Here is a 16,687-nt window from a genome sequence, read left to right on the forward strand (position 1 = left end):
TAAGAGGATAAGAAAATGTAGAAAAAAGCAGAAAAATGACAATAAAAGAAATTATATGACTATATAATCCATATATGCACTATATTAACGGATATTTTTTAAAGTACAATAAAAAACATTAAATTTTTATAACATTTTTTTGAATATAGTATTATTTCTTTATTTTTCGTTTCTTTTTTTATCAAATTTCCGGATATAAAGTGATAAAAGTATTGTTTTACATAAGGTCTTATACACTACTTTTTAATCGGACTAATTTTCTTTTGTGCATCATTCTTCTAATTGTTGGAAGGTTCGACAAAGCGTTATTACAGACATAAAAAAACCTGTTTTCTCTTGGAAAACAGGTCTGCCGCTATTATTGATTTGCCAAAATGACAGCGATTTGATCCTCAATATCTTTTCCATCCTCTTCATCAATCAATCCATTTAGAAGAATAGAGAAAACAAGTTTTTTTCCGCTCTTTGTTTCTGCGTACCCCGATAGAGAGCTTACCGTACTGAGCGATCCGGTTTTTGCTCTTACTTTTCCTTGTGCAGGAGTGTCTTTCATGCGGTTTCTCAGCGTTCCGCCCACCATTCTGTCAGGATTGCCCGCAACAGGTAAAGAATTTAGATAAGCCGAGAACCAACTCTGATCCTGAATGTCATATAACAGCTGTGAAAGTTGATCTGAGGATACAGCATCAATATGTGAGATTCCTGATCCGTCCCTTAAGACGAGTGATTTAGAATCAACACCAAATTCCGGAAGCGTACTGTTTAACACTTCGAGCCCCTTTTCCCAGCTCCCTTCTCCTTTTTTCACTTTCCCCATCTCTTTTACGAGCACTTCGGCATGTCCGTTATTACTTAATTTCATGAACGGCACAAAAAGTTTCGATAAAGGCATTGAGCGATGAGAGAGCAGCACATCTGAAGAACTAGGTGCTTCACCCATCTTGATGTCCCCTTTCACAGTAATACCTTGTTTTTTTAGTGACTGCTTAAATAAATCTAAGGCATATCCGGCAGGCTCCCAGACAGAAATCCATTCCTTTGTCTTGTTTGCGTCAACCGGTACGCTCCCTTCAATTGTAATCGTGTTTGTTCCATGTTCTCTTTCGATTGTGAGGTCTTTCTCTGAACCGGCAGCAGTCGTTTTAGCATCGTTCTTTATCGTTATATAATCGGTTTTCGGAGAGACAGACACGGCAGGCTCTTCCCCTTCTTTTTGATTTGGGGTGACCTCAACAATCACAGTGCCTGCATCATAGTCTTCATTCGGAGACGCTGTTAGAGCGGAGATTGGCGCGCCATAATATGTGTATTCATCGCTCCAAGGCATATCAGGTGATAATCGCATGTCATCATGCCACGTATCATCACCGATCAGATTGCCTTTAATTACTTTTACGCCGGAATGTTTCAATTTCTCAGCCATTTTGTCAAAATCAGATGGTAAAAGTGTCGGATCGCCTTTGCCTTTCAAATAAAGGTTACCATTCAGCTTTTTCCCTTTCAGTGTTCCATCCGTCCGGACCTCGGTTGTAAAAGAATAGTTCTCGCCAAGGACAGAAAGTGCCGCGGCTGCTGTCAAAAGCTTTAGAGAAGAGGCAGGCCTCATTCGGGTGTCTCCTGAATGTTCATATAGAACAGCACCTGTTTCCGCAGAGCGAACGGTGATGCCGGCCATTGCGCCTTCGAGGGCAGGATGATCAGCTAAAATCTTATCGATCTGCCCGGAAAGTGCATCTTGTTTTTCAGCGGCAAGCGCAGCCTGATGCATATAAGGCACCGAAGCAACGACGAAAAGCAGTAAAACAGCAACATAAAGCTTTATGCTTTTTTTCATTAATTTCCCCGCCTCTCTGCGCTTCATCATTAGCTATTGATGATTCAGTTCAATGGTGATACTGCTTTTAGCTGTCGTTTCTTCTCCCGGCTCCAGCACTTGTAAACCAGTGATTGACGAAGGTAAATCAAGATTCACTGCGTTTGTCACCCATGTGTAAGGTTCAGGGCATAAATACCCTTGTTTTCCGTCCGCATTGTATACAACCCAATGGTTAAACTGTTCATCTGCCTTATAAATAATGCTGATATGTGCATGCTGATGATAAATGACTGCCTGGTTTTCTCCGCCCCTCTTCTGATAAGAAGATAAAAAGACATCATCCAGCTGCTTGTGGCGCAAATCCATTCCTTCATGCAAAGCTTCTTTATACGGGACATCCATCAGCTTCCCGGTCGGCAGCAGGCGTTCATCCAACTCCCATTGCTGATCTGCTGTCAGGGAGAATAACGAGTTTTCTGCCGGAAATATAAATGTAGTATGATAACCAATTCCCCAAGGAAACGCTTCCTTTCCTTTGTTCATGACCGTCGCATGTTTAAATAGGGTATTCTCCTTGATCGTGTATGTCATCCGAACGACGGCATGATGAGGAAATTGCTTCTGCACATGGGGAAGCTCAGAAAGATCAATTTCTGTTTCAACAATCACTCCTTCATCAGTTTGCTTCGTGGTCACGACATTCCACTTTTCATGGTAAAGAAACCCGTGAAGATGGTTGTGTTTATCCTTCTCGTTGATATCAAAATGATACGTTCTGCCCCGGAAACTGAATGTACCGTCACTTATGCGGTTAGGCGGGAACAGGATTGGAATGCCATACAATGTTGGTGTGTCGTGAAAACTTTCTGCTGTTTCCGGTTCACGCAAAAGCTGGACATTTGTTGTTTTGTCCACGAGAGAAATGACGTTGCTCCCCCACTCAGGGACAACAATCATTTCTAGATGTTCGTTGCCCGCTTTGATGGCCGGCGTTCCCAAATACGTGATTTTCTCAATAAAGTTTGCCATGTTTACTCAACCTCTCCTTGATTCATTGCTAGTATAAGAATTCAATGTACTGTACCATATTTCCTCCATTTTATATTTTCCCCTATCAAATAAAAAAACACCGTTCAAACTTATGAACGGTGTGATTCGGAGGCTATTGGATGAGACGTGTGATTTGTTTCTTTTTCCAGACGAATTGATAATACCCATAAATCAACAGCAAGCTGACGGCAAACGCAGCTGGATAACCAACCCAGACGCCGAGTATTTCAAGCTTTGTATAGTGAGAAAGGACGAAAGCGACAGGCACCTCTACTCCCCAGATTGCAAAAATACTGATGACGGTCGGCCATAAAACCGTTCCGCCTGCCCGCATCGTTGCAGAAATAATTTGGGCATTTCCAAACAGCAAATAGCTCCACAGTGTAATCATCAAAAGACGGTGCGCAATGTAAAGCGTCTCTTGCTCGGTTAAAAATAACGATAAAATCTGATGTGAAAAAACATAGATCAGAATGATCAGTACGCCGCCAATGATATAATTCAGCCAAATCCCAACGCGAATGACCTGCTTTAAGCGGTCAAACTCGTTTGCTCCGATCGATTGCGCAGCGAAAATAGAAACCGCAATACCAAGGCTGACGGCCGGCATCTGTACATAGCTGGCCACCTGGTTGACCACTCCGTATGCAGCTGTTGCATTAGAGCCGTAATGATTGACGAATGAAATAACCGCTATCTCTGATAATGAGACAAGAATCATATTGATGCTTGCTGGGACCCCAAGACGCAGCAGGAGAACCAGCAGTTCCTTATCCATTTTCAAATAACGACGCACTGTTTTATCAAATTGCAGCGGGTGTTTTCGCTTTCGTAAATACACCATTAACACGAGAAAAGTCGCAATCGTGGAAATGACAGTTGCATATGCCGAGCCGTATATGCCCAGTTTCGGAAAACCAAACATGCCAAGGATTAAAACAGGCAAAAGCGCGATGTTGATGACCGTGCTCACAATCAGCGTATAAAACGGTGTCTTGGAATCTCCTGTTCCGCGCAAAAAGGTAGTATATGCAAAATATAAAAACATAAACGGCATAGCATAAAATAAAATACGTGCATAGTTAGCGCTGACATGAATGACATTTTCAGGTGTTCCCATTAAACGAAGGATATCCAGGGTGAAAATACTGCCGATAACGGCTAACACAACGCCTAATAAAAATGTAAACGTGAGTGTCGTCCCGACAACAGCCTTTAGCCGTTCCTCATTTTTCGCTCCGTAAGCTTGTCCGATCAGAATCGAACTTCCTGAACCGATCCCAATCGTAAATGAGATTAAAAGAAAAAATAACGGGAAAAAGGATGATACAGCTGCCACTGCATCAACACCGAGCCATCTGCCTACAGCCATCATCCCGACTAGCTGGCCGACTGATTGCAGCACATTGCTCAGCAGAAGCGGCACTAAAAAGAGTGACATCGACCGCCAAACTGATGGTTTGCTTTTCTTTTGAGTTACAAGAGGTTCTTGTGATGTTTCCATATTAAAGGACTCCTTTATTTGAAATCGTTTTTAAACATGCCCTCATTTTTTGACAAAAACAGGATATGTAACATGTTATTATTCATCACTGCACATATGAAACCCTTCCCGATTCTTCTAATTTTACACATCTTTTTAGCTTATGAAGAATAAACTAGCAAGTAATGGCGTATTTTTTGTGAGTAAAAGAATAAAAAATAATTTACGCAAAAGTATTGTAATCTATCCGTAATTATTGTAACATTTGTAACATAAGAGAAAGAGATTTTGAAGGAGAGAGCGATAATGAAAAAATGTCTTCTATTTCTAACAACCATTGCACTTATTCTGTCATTAAGCACAAATGCATTTGCGAAAAATACATCAGGCGATTTATCACAAAAACAAGCATTACAGTTGGCATTATCCGCTAGAGAACATTTTTGGAACACCATGAGCGGCCACAATCCGAAGGTGAAAAAAGCAGTTTGCCCATCAGGCACATTCGAGTATCAAAATCTTCAATATGTATACATGTGCAGTGATCTAGGCACTAAAGCAAAAGCGGTGAATTATTTAACTCCTATTTTTACAAAAACAGCAATCGAAAAAGGCTTTAAAGATTATCATTTCACTGTTTCAAAAGGAAAACTTGCTGTTCCAATCGGTGACGGAGACAATCTTTTGAATTGGAAAAAATCAACTGCTAAACTGATCTCTAAAAAAGGCAGCACAATCACATACGAATTTACCGTCCCTACATTAGACGGATCCCCTTCTGCAAAACGGAAAGTGACATTTGTGAAAGAAAATAAAAAATGGAAAGTCAATCAATTTGACGCAGTTATATAAGAATAACGCCCGGTATAAGCGGGCGTTTTTTATTTGGTCTGCATAAAGAAAGACAACAGGCGAAAAGTGCCTGTTGTCTTTTTGTGAATATAACGCTCTAGGAGAGATTCGAACTCCCGACCTGCAGTTTAGGAAACTGCTGCACTATCCGCTGTGCTACTAGAGCTTTTGGTATTTATATAGTAGCTCTGATGATCAATATTTTCAAGCGATTTGTATTAAAGCCCTCCAAAAACCTTATATGCGGCTCTTGTCGTATCTTCATCAATACCGATATACCGCATTGTAATTGATGGTGATGAATGATTCAGTATTCTCTGCAGCTCGGCGATGTCTTTCGTTCGCTGATAAAAATGATAGCCAAACGTTTTCCGGAGTGTATGCGTTCCTATCTCCTCAAGTCCGCACGCCGCAGCGGCCTCTCTTAAAATTCTGTAGGCCTGTATGCGGGAAATCGGCTTCCTGGTCCGCACTGATTTAAAAAGATATTCGTTTTCCTTCATGTCTTTCGTATACTCGTATATTTCCTGTTTCAGCGATTCTAAAATAAGAATCTTTCTTTTCTTTTTCGTTTTGCTTTCAGTCGCCCATAAATGATCTTTATTTTGAACGTCCTTCACTTGCAACGGCAGAATATCAGAAATGCGGAGCGCGCTGTTGATGCCGAAAATAAACAGAAAATAATCCCGCTTGTTTTTGTTAAGCAAATACTGTTTGACTTCTTGGATTTTTTCTAGACTGCGAATCGGCTGTACAATATGCATCAAAAAACTCCTTAAAAACCGTAATGTAACGTTTTGAGGTCTATGTTACTATTATAGCTGAAAAACGTTGAATGTCAAAGTGCGGCGGCATTTATGTAACATAATATACATAGTGTTACATAAGCTTTTAAAAAAGCTTCTTCCAACCTTCACCCTATAAAATAAGCTTTAAAGCCTCTTATAAAGCTTTTAACCTCTTGGATACTTATCCCCCTACTAATCATCAAAAAACCTCTTAAAACGAAATCTGACACTCCTAATTTTCTAGAGCTTCCGCAAAAATATACAAAAAAAGACACAATTTCAAATTGTGTCCTAATCCTCATCCTTTACATCAATATCTTCCGGGATTGGTTCATTTAATATTTCCTGCACAAGTGCTTTGTAATTCTCCAGCTGTTCGAGATGCGTTTTGAACTGCTCTTTATAAATCAAAAATTGCTCTCCGTCATGAACGGCTCTGATTTTCCCTTCGAGCACCAAGCTTTTAATATAATCCTCTGAAAGATTTGTATATTCTGCTGTTTCTTCAATCGTTAAATACATATAGCAGTCCCTTCTTAATCCGTATGCTGATTCTAATATAGCACATGGCTCATATCAATATAATCAATTTTGCACAGAAAAACGGCATTATGCACTATATAATATACCATTTGTCACTTGTGAAAACGCTGTAATTTTTTTACGCTAAGATTGTAACAATACAGCTTCATATAGGAGGGAGAACATGAAAAGAACGTGGAACGTCTGTTTAACAGCTCTGCTTAGTGTTCTGTTAGTCGCTGGAAGTGTCCCTTTTCACGCGGAAGCTAAAAAACCGCCCAAAAGCTACGATGAGTACAAACAAGTAGATGTAGGAAAAGACGGCATGGTTGCGACCGCACATCCTCTTGCTTCTGAAATCGGTGCTGATGTGCTGAAAAAAGGAGGAAATGCTATTGACGCAGCGGTTGCCATTCAATTTGCACTCAATGTAACAGAGCCGATGATGTCAGGTATTGGCGGCGGCGGTTTTATGATGGTGTATGACGGAAAAACGAAGGATACAACGATAATCGACAGCCGTGAGCGTGCTCCAGCAGGCGCAACTCCTGATATGTTTCTGGACGAAAACGGCAAAGCAATTCCTTTCTCTGAACGTGTAACAAAAGGTACTGCCGTTGGTGTTCCAGGCACTCTGAAAGGGCTGGAAGAAGCCTTGGATAAATGGGGAACCCGTTCGATGAAGCAATTAATTACCCCTTCTATTAAACTCGCTGAAAAAGGCTTTCCGATTGATTCGGTGTTGGCAGATGCCATTTCTGAATATCAGGAAAAACTTTCACGGACTGCCGCAAAAGATGTATTTTTACCAAATGGCGAACCGCTTAAAGAAGGAGATACCCTTATTCAAAAGGATTTGGCTAAAACATTTAAGCTTATTCGCTCCAAAGGCACTGACGCTTTTTATAAAGGAAAATTCGCCAAGACGCTTTCTGACACTGTCCAGGATTTCGGCGGATCAATGACAGAAAAAGATTTAGAAAATTACGACATTACAATTGATGAACCGATTTGGGGAGACTATCAAGGCTATCAAATCGCTACTACTCCTCCTCCAAGCTCCGGCGGTATTTTCTTATTGCAAATGCTAAAAATCCTTGATCATTTTAACCTTTCACAATACGATGTCCGCTCATGGGAAAAATATCAGCTGCTTGCTGAAACGATGCATTTGTCATATGCCGACCGTGCGTCTTATGCAGGTGATCCCGAATTTGTAAATGTTCCTCTCAAAGGCCTGCTTCACCCCGATTATATTAAAGAACGCCAGCAATTAATCAACCTAGATCAAGTGAATAAAAAACCGAAAGCCGGTGACCCTTGGAAATACCAAGAAGGATCAGCAAACTATAAACAAGTTGAACAGCCGAAAGACAAAGTAGAAGGCCAAACAACCCACTTTACAGTTGCTGATCGATGGGGAAATGTTGTTTCTTATACAACAACAATCGAACAGTTGTTTGGAACGGGTATTATGGTCCCTGATTACGGTGTCATCCTAAACAATGAATTAACGGATTTTGATGCGATACCAGGCGGAGCTAACGAAGTACAGCCAAACAAACGGCCTTTAAGCAGCATGACCCCGACGATTTTATTTAAGGATGACAAGCCTGTCCTCACTGTTGGATCTCCTGGCGGGGCTACAATTATTTCATCCGTTTTGCAAACCATTCTCTACCACATTGAATATGGTATGGAATTAAAAGCAGCTGTTGAAGAGCCGAGAATTTACACAAACAGTATGAGCTCTTACCGTTACGAAGACGGAATTCCTAAAGATGTCCTCAGCAAGCTAAACGGGATGGGCCACAAATTCGGCACAAGTCCGGTGGATATCGGAAACGTGCAAAGCATATCGATCGACCATGAAAACGGCACCTTTAAAGGTGTAGCTGATTCAAGCAGAAACGGAGCGGCGATCGGCATTAATTTAAAACGTAAATAAATAAAAAAACTGTACTCGCTTCAAATGAGTACAGTTTTTTTATACACATCTTTAAAATAAAAACTGACAAACGTCTTTATTCTGCTAATGCACGTCTATCTTCATCTTTTCATTTCGTTAATCTCATCAAGAAATGTCTGAAACGCACTCGTAATAAAAAAGTCTTTCCTGTATATAAAGACGATCTCTAAGTCTTGATATGCTGGTGGCAGCTGATGAATCCATACATTTGTACGATGCTCGGAGCAGTCAACAGCGGACTTTGGGAGCAGCGCCGTACCCATCCCGGCGGAAACACCTTTTATAATAGCCTCCAATGTGCCAAACTCTATGATTTTTTGATTGTGTATGCCTGCTTCCTCTAGTAATCTTTTGACCCTGTCACGATGAGAACAGCCAGCCCCAAAAAAGAGCATCGGCTGCTGAAGCATGTCTTCTGCCGTCCCTTCTCGTGATGAAATCAAAACTAATTCATCATGGGAGACATGGAGTTGTCTAACTGCAGCGTGTTCAACCGGCCCATATACAAAAGCGCCATCAACTTTATGATCAAGAACCTGTTGAATCAAATGATGCGTATCAGCTGTGTTCACTGATAAATCCACTTCAGGAAAACGCCTGAGGAAGGATGCTGCATGCTCAGGCAGATGCGTTACCGCCATTGTTTCCAGTGATCCGATCCGCAAAGGCCCTTTTGGTTGCCTGCTCATTCGGGTCGATTTTTCAGCTTGGTCTAACAGCGATAATACTTGATCTGCATATTGTAAAAGATTTTCTCCTGCAGCAGTCAGCTTCATTCCCCGATTCGTTCGATGAAAAAGCCTGATATTCAAATCTTCCTCAAGGTTATGCACTCTGGCTGTCACATTCGACTGAACATAATTCAGCATTTGGGCTGCTTTCGTTATGCTTCCTTCGCGAGCAACAGCCTGAAAAATCTTTAAATCTCCGCTTTCCACGCGCTCTCACCTGCTTGCTATGATGAAAAGTGATATTGGCTATCATATTTGTTCATTTTACTCGAAGAAAACCGCTATGTAAAATATGTAAAGATATGAAAATACAATTAATGAGGAGGCAGACAGCATGAAAGCTGTAATTCACAACGGAAAAGCCGGTCTTCTGGGGTTATCAGTTCAGGACGTTCCATCAACAAAGCCTGGATACGGAGAGGTAAAGGTTAAATTAAAATCTGCAGGCCTGAATCATCGTGACTTGTTTCTTATGAAAAACAAATCTGAACAAGATCCTCACATGATACTGGGTTCTGACGGCGCGGGTATCATCGAAGAGATTGGTGAAGGCGTGAAAAATGTTACTGTTCAGACAGAAGTAGTCATTTTCCCGACATTGAACTGGGATTTGACAGAAAATGTTCCACCTGTACCTGAGATTCTGGGAGGTCCTTCGGACGGAACACTTGCTGAATATGTGATCATTCCTTCACAAAATGCAATCAAAAAACCTGCTTATTTATCTTGGGAAGAAGCGGGCGTTTTACCTTTATCCGCTTTAACTGCATATCGGGCTCTGTTTACAAAGGGGCAATTAAAAAAAGGCGAGCATCTATTGATACCCGGCATCGGCAGCGGTGTAGCAACCTACGCTTTATTTATGGCTAAGGCGATTGGGGCAACAGTAAGCGTGACCTCCCGCAGTGAGGAGAAAAGAAAAAAGGCGCTGAAATTAGGTGCTGATTACGCATTTGACAGCTACAGCAATTGGGATGAGCAGTTGCAGGGAAAAAAGGCGGATGTTGTTCTTGACAGCATAGGACCTGCCCTCTTTTCGGAATACTTCCGCCATGTAAAACCAAATGGCCGTATTGTCAGCTTTGGGGCAAGCTCAGGGGATAATCTCAGTTTTCCGGTGCGTTCTCTATTCTTTCCTCAGGTCAATGTTTTGGGAACCTCGATGGGAAGCGGTGAGGAATTTCAAGCTATGCTCGCTTTCATTGACAAACATAAGCTGCGGCCTGTAATTGACCGGATATATCCTTTAGAAAAAGCATGTGAAGCATATAAAAGAATGCAGGAAGGCAGACAGTTTGGAAACATCGGGATCGTAATGGAATAAAAAAAGAAACCGGCTGGCAGCCAGACCGGTTTCTCTTATATGATAATCCCCTTTATTTACGGAAGAACTGAACTCCCCATCAAATATCGATCCACTTCACGCGCCACTTCACGGCCTTCATTAATCGCCCATACGATTAAGCTTTGCCCTCTTCTTGCATCCCCTGCGGCGAATACACCATCGATATTTGTTTGATAATCCCCATATGCTGCACTGATTTTGTTATTTACTGAATCAACACCGAACTGTTTCAACAGCGGCTGTTCTGTGCCTTCAAAGCCGATAGCGATAAAGACAAGCTGAGCAGGCCATACTTTTTCCGTTCCAGGCAGCTCGCGGAACTCGTATTTTCCATGCTCATTTTTCACTTTTTCCATTTGGATGGTATGAAGCTCTTTCAGCTTTCCGTTTTTATCCGCGACCATTTTTGTCGTTTGAATGGAGTATTCTCTCGGATCTCTTCCGAATTTTGCTTCTGCTTCCTCGTATGCATATTCAAGCGTAAAGACGTGTGGCTGTTCAGGCCACATATTGTCATTCGTGCGGGCTGGCGGAAGTTTCGGGTGTTTGCCGAATTGGTGCACGCTTTTGGCTTTTTGACGCAGAGCGGTAGCCACACAGTCAGCTCCTGTATCTCCGCCTCCGATTACGATGATATCTTTCCCTTTGGCATCAATGAATTGCTTGTCTTTAAAATTAGAATCTAAATAGCTTTTTGTTGCAAGTGTGAGGTAGTCCATTGCGTAATGGACTCCTTTTGAGTCGCGTCCTTCAATTAAGAGGTCCCGCTGTTTTTGAGCGCCTGTGCATAAGACCACAGCATCAAATTGCTCCTTTAGCTCATCAGCTGTAATGTCAACACCGATTTCTGTGTTCGTGACAAAATCAATTCCCTCTTGCGTCAGCAATTTAATTCGGCGTTCTACAATGCCCTTCTCAAGCTTCATGTTTGGAATGCCGTATGTTAAAAGGCCGCCCGCTCTGTCTGAGCGCTCAAAAACAGTGACAGAATGCCCCGCTTGATTCAGCTGGTCAGCACTCGCCAGTCCGGCTGGGCCCGACCCGACGATAGCAACTTTTTTGCCTGTTCGTTTTTTTGGAATTCTAGGTTGAATCCAGCCGTTCTCAAATCCTTTATCGATAATGGTCCGCTCGATGTTTTTAATTGATACGGCCGGGTCTGAAATCGCTAAAGTGCATGATCCTTCACAAGGAGCGGGACATACCCGCCCTGTGAATTCAGGAAAGTTGTTTGTTTTCAACAGACGTTCCAATGCTTCCTTCCATCTGCCCCGGTAGACAAGATCATTCCATTCAGGAATTAAGTTGTAAATCGGACAGCCGGATGTAAATCCGTTAATGTCCGCACCGATCTGGCAAAACGGTGTACCGCAATCCATGCACCGCGCCCCTTGCCGTTTCGATGCTTCTTCTGAAAAAGGAGCAGAATATTCTTTCCAATCCTTTAAGCGAGTGAGAGGGTCCCGCTCCGCAGGTTTTTCTCTTTTGATCTCCATAAATCCAGTTGGTTTCCCCATGTTCCTCTCCCCTTCCTTACTGTACTACCGCTTGTTTTTGTCCCGAAGCTGCTGTATTCTGCTTTGGCTTCGTGTTGGCCTCAAAAGCGAACATGATGGCTTCTTCATCTGATAAACCTGCAGCTTTTTGCTCTTCGATGCTTGCGAGCATTTGTTTATAGTTTTTCGGAATGACTTTGACGAATTTTTTCACACTGTCTTCCCATTGATCAAGCAGATCTTCTGCTTTTTGGCTGTTTGTATACGCAGTATGTCTTTCAAGCATTGCTTTAATTTGCTGGATTTCTTTCTCATCCTCTAATGATTCAAATAAAATCATCTCAAGGTTGCATTTGCGTTTAAACGCTTTGACATCTTCGGCCAGTACATAAGCGATTCCGCCGGACATACCTGCCGCAAAGTTTTTGCCTACATCACCGAGAACGACAACGCTGCCGCCAGTCATGTATTCACAGCCGTGGTCGCCGATGCCTTCTACAACTACGTTCACACCGCTGTTTCGAACGGCAAAGCGTTCACCAGCACGTCCGTTAATATATGCTTCTCCGCTTGTTGCACCGTAAAAAGCCACGTTGCCGATAATGACATTGTCATCCGAAGCAGAGTTGAATCCTTCCGGTGACTTGACGATGATTTTTCCGCCAGAAAGCCCTTTTCCGACGTAATCATTTGAGTCTCCGTCCAAATAAAGCGTCATCCCTTTAGGAACGAAAGCTCCAAAGCTTTGGCCGGCTGATCCCGTAAAGTGCAGCTTGATTGTATCTTCAGGAAGCCCTTCTTCTCCGTAACGCTTTGAGATTTCACTGCCGGTTATCGTTCCGGCTACACGATTTGTATTATTGATTTCAATCGAAATATCAGCTTCTTTTCCAGATTCGATGGCTTCTTGTACAGCCGGGAGAATTGTTGTGATATCAAGCGATTGATCAATTTTATGATTTTGCGGCGATTGGAACGTCCGCACCCCTTCAGGCTGATAAAGAAGGGTAGACAAATCAAGCTGGCTTGCTTTCCAATGTCCCTTTGCCCGTTCACTTACATGAAGTGCGTCCGTGCGGCCGATCATTTCATCAAATGTCTTGAAGCCTAACGCAGCCATATACTCACGAACTTCTTCGGCAATGAACAGCATATAGTTCACAATATGGTCAGGATCTCCCATGAACTTTTTGCGAAGCTCTGGATTTTGTGTCGCTACACCGACAGGGCATGTATCCAAATGGCAGGCACGCATCATGACACAGCCGAGTACAACTAACGGAGCCGTTGCGAAACCAAATTCTTCGGCGCCGAGCAAGGCAGCCATCACAACGTCGCGGCCCGTCATGAGCTTTCCGTCTGTTTCTAATACAACACGGTCACGAAGTCCGTTCAGCATTAATGTTTGATGTGCTTCTGCAAGGCCAAGCTCCCACGGAAGCCCTGTATGTTTAATACTGGTTTTCGGAGAAGCGCCTGTACCTCCGTCATAGCCGCTGATCACAATGACATCTGCAGTCGCTTTGGCAACACCTGCAGCGATTGTTCCTACACCTGCTTTTGACACCAGCTTTACGCTGATTCTTGCGTCACGGTTGGCATTTTTCAAATCGTGGATCAGCTGGGCTAAATCCTCAATCGAATAAATGTCATGGTGTGGCGGAGGTGAGATTAATCCGACACCTGGCGTTGACCCGCGGACATCGGCAACCCATGGATATACCTTGTTGCCAGGAAGCTGCCCGCCTTCACCCGGCTTAGCACCTTGAGCCATTTTAATCTGCAGCTCATCAGCATTGACGAGGTAATGGCTTTTGACACCAAACCGTCCGGATGCAATTTGTTTGATCGCACTTCTTCTATCATCGCCGTTCTCATCTGGAACAAAGCGTTTGGGATCTTCTCCGCCTTCACCGCTGTTGCTTTTTCCTCCAAGACGGTTCATTGCGATTGCTAAAGCTTCGTGCGCTTCCTTACTCAAGGACCCGAATGACATCGCACCCGTTTTAAAACGTTTGACAATCGATTCAGCGGATTCAACCTCCTCCAACTTCAAAGGCTTGCGGTTTCCGTCAAATGCGAACAAGTTCCGCAAAAATCCGATGCGTTCTTCATCAGCCGCTTTTGTATACTGTTTAAACAGACTGTAATCATTTCTGCGGCACGCCCATTGCAAAGTATGAATCGTTTTCGGATTAAACGCATGATGCTCTCCGCCATTTCTCCATTGGAAGTCACTTCCCGGTTCAAGCGTTTTGCTGTAATCATCCTGGTACGCTTCCCGGTGGCGGCGCTGTGCCTCTTCTGCAATTGTTTGTAAATCGATGCCGCCTAGCTGTGATGCAGTACCTGTGAAATAGCGGTCGATCACATCGCGGCTGATTCCTACCGCTTCAAAGATTTGGGCGCCTCTGTAGCTTTGCACAGTTGAAATTCCCATCTTGGACATCACTTTTACGACGCCCTCAGTAATGCTTTTTCCATATTTGCTAACCGCTTCTTCATAGCTGATATCCAAACGGCCTTCATCAATTTCCTGCTTGTAGGTCGCATAAGCGAGATAAGGGTTAATCGCATCTGCGCCATAACCGATTAACGCTGCAAAGTGATGCACTTCACGTGCTTCTCCCGATTCCACAATTATGCTGGCCTTCGTACGCAGCCCTTTGCGGATTAAGTGCTGGTGCAGTGCGCTTACTGCCAGAAGCGGCGGAATTGGTGTCAGTCGTTCGTTCATCTTTTTGTCTGATAAAATTAACAAACTTACGCCTTGGCTGATGGCTTTCTCTGCCTGTGTGAACATGTCCTTTAAACCGCGTTCAAGATCCTCTGAAAACAGCACATCAATTTTTTGGCTTTTTAAATCAGGATGAACAATCGTTTTCAATGCGTAAAACTGTTCATTGGATAAAACAGGTGTATACAGTTTAATCCGGCGAACATTTCGTTCACTTGGATGAAGAAGATCGCCTTCCGCACCGAGCCAAGTCATCGTTGAAGTGACAAGCTGCTCACGAATCGCGTCGATTGGCGGGTTCGTTACTTGTGCAAACAGCTGTTTAAAGTAGTTAAACAGTGATTGCGCTCGGTCAGAAAGTACAGCAAGCGGAGCGTCATTCCCCATTGAACCAAGGGGATCTTTGCCTTCTTTAATAACAGGAATTAGATACTTTTGGATATCCTCATATGTGTATCCGAATGCCTTCTGGCGAGTAAGAAGATCACTAAATTGTTCTTCTTCTCTTGACTCCGGATCAGGATTTACTTGTACAAGCTCTTCTTCAAGCCATTTTTGATACGGATACTCAGTTGCAATTTGTGTTTTGACTTCCTCATCGGAGATAATACGGCCTTCTTCCAGGTCGATTAAAAGCATTTTCCCAGGCTCAAGGCGGTTTTTATATAAAACGTTCTCCTGTTCAACTTCAATAACGCCTACTTCAGATGAGAAAATAATATAATCATCTTTTGTGACATAATAACGGGCCGGACGGAGACCATTCCGGTCAAGGATCGCCCCGATTTGTTTACCGTCAGTAAATGAAATGGCTGTCGGTCCGTCCCAAGGCTCCATCAGGGAGCTATGGTACTCGTAGAACGCCCTTTTTTCCTTGGACATATGCGTATTTTCCGTCCAAGGCTCTGGAATGAGCATCATTGCCGTATGTGCCGGTTTGCGTCCAGCCATCACAAAAAACTCAAATGCGTTATCCAAAATGGAAGAGTCACTGCCATCAGCATTGAGAATCGGCAAAATCTTGTTTAAGTCCTCACCGAAGCTTTCAGAAACAAATTGCTGCTCACGTGCTCTCATCCAGTTGATATTTCCGCGAAGGGTGTTAATTTCACCGTTGTGAACCAAATAGCGGTTAGGATGCGCTCTTTCCCATGTAGGGAATGTATTGGTACTGAAGCGTGAATGAACAAGCGCAAAAGCAGAAACGAATGCTTCGTCTTGCAGATCAGAATAAAATGCATCAACCTGTTCAGGTGTTAAAAGGCCTTTGTAAACAATGGTCTGGCTTGAAAGACTGGCAAAATAAAAATCAAGACCTTCCGTTACTCCCCAATTTTCAGCCTGTTTACGAATGACATACAATTTTCGTTCAAAAGATAAATTGTCCTTTAGATCAGAACTTGCGCCGATAAATACCTGACGGACAAACGGACAGCTTTTTTGCGCCACTGTTCCGATTTTTCCGACATTTACAGGTACAGTTCTCCATCCAAGAACGACTTGGCCTTCTTGTTCAATCAGTGCATTGATTTGCTTTTCAATTTTTTTTCTTTCATCTTCTTTCTGTGAGAAAAAGACCATTCCTACCCCGTAACGTTCTTTTTCTGGCAGATTGATGTCTTTGCACTCTTTTCTAAAGAAAGCATCAGGGATTTGAACCAGTAAGCCGGCTCCGTCTCCTGTATCCGGATCACTGCCTTGCCCTCCTCTATGGTCTAGCTGGCAAAGCATCTTAAGTCCTTGTTTGACAATGTCGTGAGTCTGCTTGCCCTTTAAGTGTGCATATAGGCCGATTCCGCATGCATCATGTTCAAATTCAGGACGGTAGAGACCTTGAGCTTTTGGCATTTGATTGTACGTCATAATTCCTCTCCCCCGATCAATTTCCGATAATACCG

The 16,687-nt window shown here is 43.0% G+C and carries 11 protein-coding genes and 1 tRNA gene; 3 read left to right on the top strand and 9 right to left on the bottom strand.

What is annotated here, in order from left to right; all coding sequences use genetic code 11:
- Nucleotides 1-358 precede the first annotated feature (358 nt).
- From dacB to NSQ12_RS10265, 3 genes are all read right to left on the bottom strand, one after another.
- A complete protein-coding gene (dacB, locus tag NSQ12_RS10255) occupies nt 359-1,834 on the bottom strand; it encodes a D-alanyl-D-alanine carboxypeptidase/D-alanyl-D-alanine-endopeptidase (RefSeq protein WP_339176614.1) in 1,476 nt (491 codons plus the stop codon).
- A gap of 33 nt (nt 1,835-1,867) precedes the next feature.
- Complete coding sequence (gene galM / locus NSQ12_RS10260; RefSeq protein ID WP_339176616.1) at nt 1,868-2,845, bottom strand: aldose 1-epimerase; 978 nt, start codon at nt 2,843-2,845, stop codon at nt 1,868-1,870.
- Between the two features lie 133 nt (nt 2,846-2,978).
- Nucleotides 2,979-4,370 carry an MATE family efflux transporter gene (locus NSQ12_RS10265; RefSeq protein WP_038427746.1) on the bottom strand — a complete coding sequence of 464 codons (1,392 nt, stop codon included), beginning with the start codon at nt 4,368-4,370 and terminating at the stop codon, nt 2,979-2,981.
- Between the two features lie 285 nt (nt 4,371-4,655).
- Here NSQ12_RS10265 and iseA point away from each other — a divergent pair, with 285 nt between their 5' ends.
- The gene (iseA, locus tag NSQ12_RS10270; RefSeq protein ID WP_004399558.1) at nt 4,656-5,201 is read left to right on the top strand and encodes a DL-endopeptidase inhibitor IseA; all 546 of its coding nucleotides are present in this window, start codon (nt 4,656-4,658) and stop codon (nt 5,199-5,201) included.
- Between the two features lie 93 nt (nt 5,202-5,294).
- Here iseA and NSQ12_RS10275 read toward each other — a convergent pair.
- The 3 genes from NSQ12_RS10275 to NSQ12_RS10285 all read right to left on the bottom strand — a co-directional run bounded on the left by NSQ12_RS10275 (nt 5,295) and on the right by NSQ12_RS10285 (nt 6,511).
- A tRNA-Arg gene (locus NSQ12_RS10275) sits at nt 5,295-5,367 on the bottom strand.
- A 52-nt stretch (nt 5,368-5,419) separates the two neighbouring features.
- Nucleotides 5,420-5,965, bottom strand: coding sequence for a site-specific integrase (locus NSQ12_RS10280; RefSeq protein WP_003231473.1), 546 nt, complete (start codon nt 5,963-5,965; stop codon nt 5,420-5,422).
- 315 nt (nt 5,966-6,280) lie between these two features.
- The gene (locus NSQ12_RS10285; protein ID WP_003231472.1) at nt 6,281-6,511 is read right to left on the bottom strand and encodes an excisionase family DNA-binding protein; all 231 of its coding nucleotides are present in this window, start codon (nt 6,509-6,511) and stop codon (nt 6,281-6,283) included.
- 184 nt (nt 6,512-6,695) lie between these two features.
- Between NSQ12_RS10285 and ggt the strand changes: the two genes are divergently transcribed.
- Nucleotides 6,696-8,459 carry a gamma-glutamyltransferase gene (gene ggt / locus NSQ12_RS10290; protein ID WP_181217109.1) on the top strand — a complete coding sequence of 588 codons (1,764 nt, stop codon included), beginning with the start codon at nt 6,696-6,698 and terminating at the stop codon, nt 8,457-8,459.
- A 101-nt stretch (nt 8,460-8,560) separates the two neighbouring features.
- On the opposite strand, the gene yofA is transcribed toward ggt, so the two are convergent.
- Nucleotides 8,561-9,418: a LysR family transcriptional regulator YofA gene (gene yofA, locus NSQ12_RS10295; RefSeq protein ID WP_014479970.1), complete on the bottom strand. Its 858-nt coding sequence runs from the start codon at nt 9,416-9,418 to the stop codon at nt 8,561-8,563.
- Between the two features lie 127 nt (nt 9,419-9,545).
- Here yofA and NSQ12_RS10300 point away from each other — a divergent pair, with 127 nt between their 5' ends.
- A complete protein-coding gene (locus NSQ12_RS10300; protein ID WP_014479971.1) occupies nt 9,546-10,535 on the top strand; it encodes a zinc-binding dehydrogenase in 990 nt (329 codons plus the stop codon).
- 56 nt (nt 10,536-10,591) lie between these two features.
- Here the strand turns inward: NSQ12_RS10300 and gltD are convergent, their stop codons facing one another.
- Both gltD and gltB read right to left on the bottom strand, forming a co-directional pair.
- On the bottom strand, nt 10,592-12,073 hold the full coding sequence (gltD, locus tag NSQ12_RS10305; protein WP_339176620.1) for a glutamate synthase small subunit: 1,482 nt from the start codon (nt 12,071-12,073) through the stop codon (nt 10,592-10,594).
- A 16-nt stretch (nt 12,074-12,089) separates the two neighbouring features.
- Nucleotides 12,090-16,652 (bottom strand): glutamate synthase large subunit, encoded by a 4,563-nt coding sequence (gene gltB, locus NSQ12_RS10310; RefSeq protein WP_339176621.1) that lies wholly within the window; start codon nt 16,650-16,652, stop codon nt 12,090-12,092.
- Nucleotides 16,653-16,687 lie beyond the last annotated feature (35 nt).

The organism is Bacillus sp. PS95 (genome assembly GCF_037963565.1).
In the GTDB taxonomy this organism is placed as follows: Bacteria; Bacillota; Bacilli; order Bacillales; family Bacillaceae; genus Bacillus; species Bacillus subtilis.

What these genes read in the sequence shown, in the direction of transcription:
- NSQ12_RS10280 (WP_003231473.1), bottom strand. Translation starts at nt 5,965, where the DNA reads ATGCATATTGTACAGCCGATTCGCAGTCTAGAAAAAATCCAAGAAGTC.
- NSQ12_RS10285 (WP_003231472.1), bottom strand. Translation starts at nt 6,511, where the DNA reads ATGTATTTAACGATTGAAGAAACAGCAGAATATACAAATCTTTCAGAG.
- gltB (WP_339176621.1), bottom strand. Translation starts at nt 16,652, where the DNA reads ATGACGTACAATCAAATGCCAAAAGCTCAAGGTCTCTACCGTCCTGAA.
- ggt (WP_181217109.1), top strand. Translation starts at nt 6,696, where the DNA reads ATGAAAAGAACGTGGAACGTCTGTTTAACAGCTCTGCTTAGTGTTCTG.
- gltD (WP_339176620.1), bottom strand. Translation starts at nt 12,073, where the DNA reads ATGGGGAAACCAACTGGATTTATGGAGATCAAAAGAGAAAAACCTGCG.
- NSQ12_RS10265 (WP_038427746.1), bottom strand. Translation starts at nt 4,370, where the DNA reads ATGGAAACATCACAAGAACCTCTTGTAACTCAAAAGAAAAGCAAACCA.
- iseA (WP_004399558.1), top strand. Translation starts at nt 4,656, where the DNA reads ATGAAAAAATGTCTTCTATTTCTAACAACCATTGCACTTATTCTGTCA.
- galM (WP_339176616.1), bottom strand. Translation starts at nt 2,845, where the DNA reads ATGGCAAACTTTATTGAGAAAATCACGTATTTGGGAACGCCGGCCATC.
- NSQ12_RS10300 (WP_014479971.1), top strand. Translation starts at nt 9,546, where the DNA reads ATGAAAGCTGTAATTCACAACGGAAAAGCCGGTCTTCTGGGGTTATCA.
- dacB (WP_339176614.1), bottom strand. Translation starts at nt 1,834, where the DNA reads ATGAAAAAAAGCATAAAGCTTTATGTTGCTGTTTTACTGCTTTTCGTC.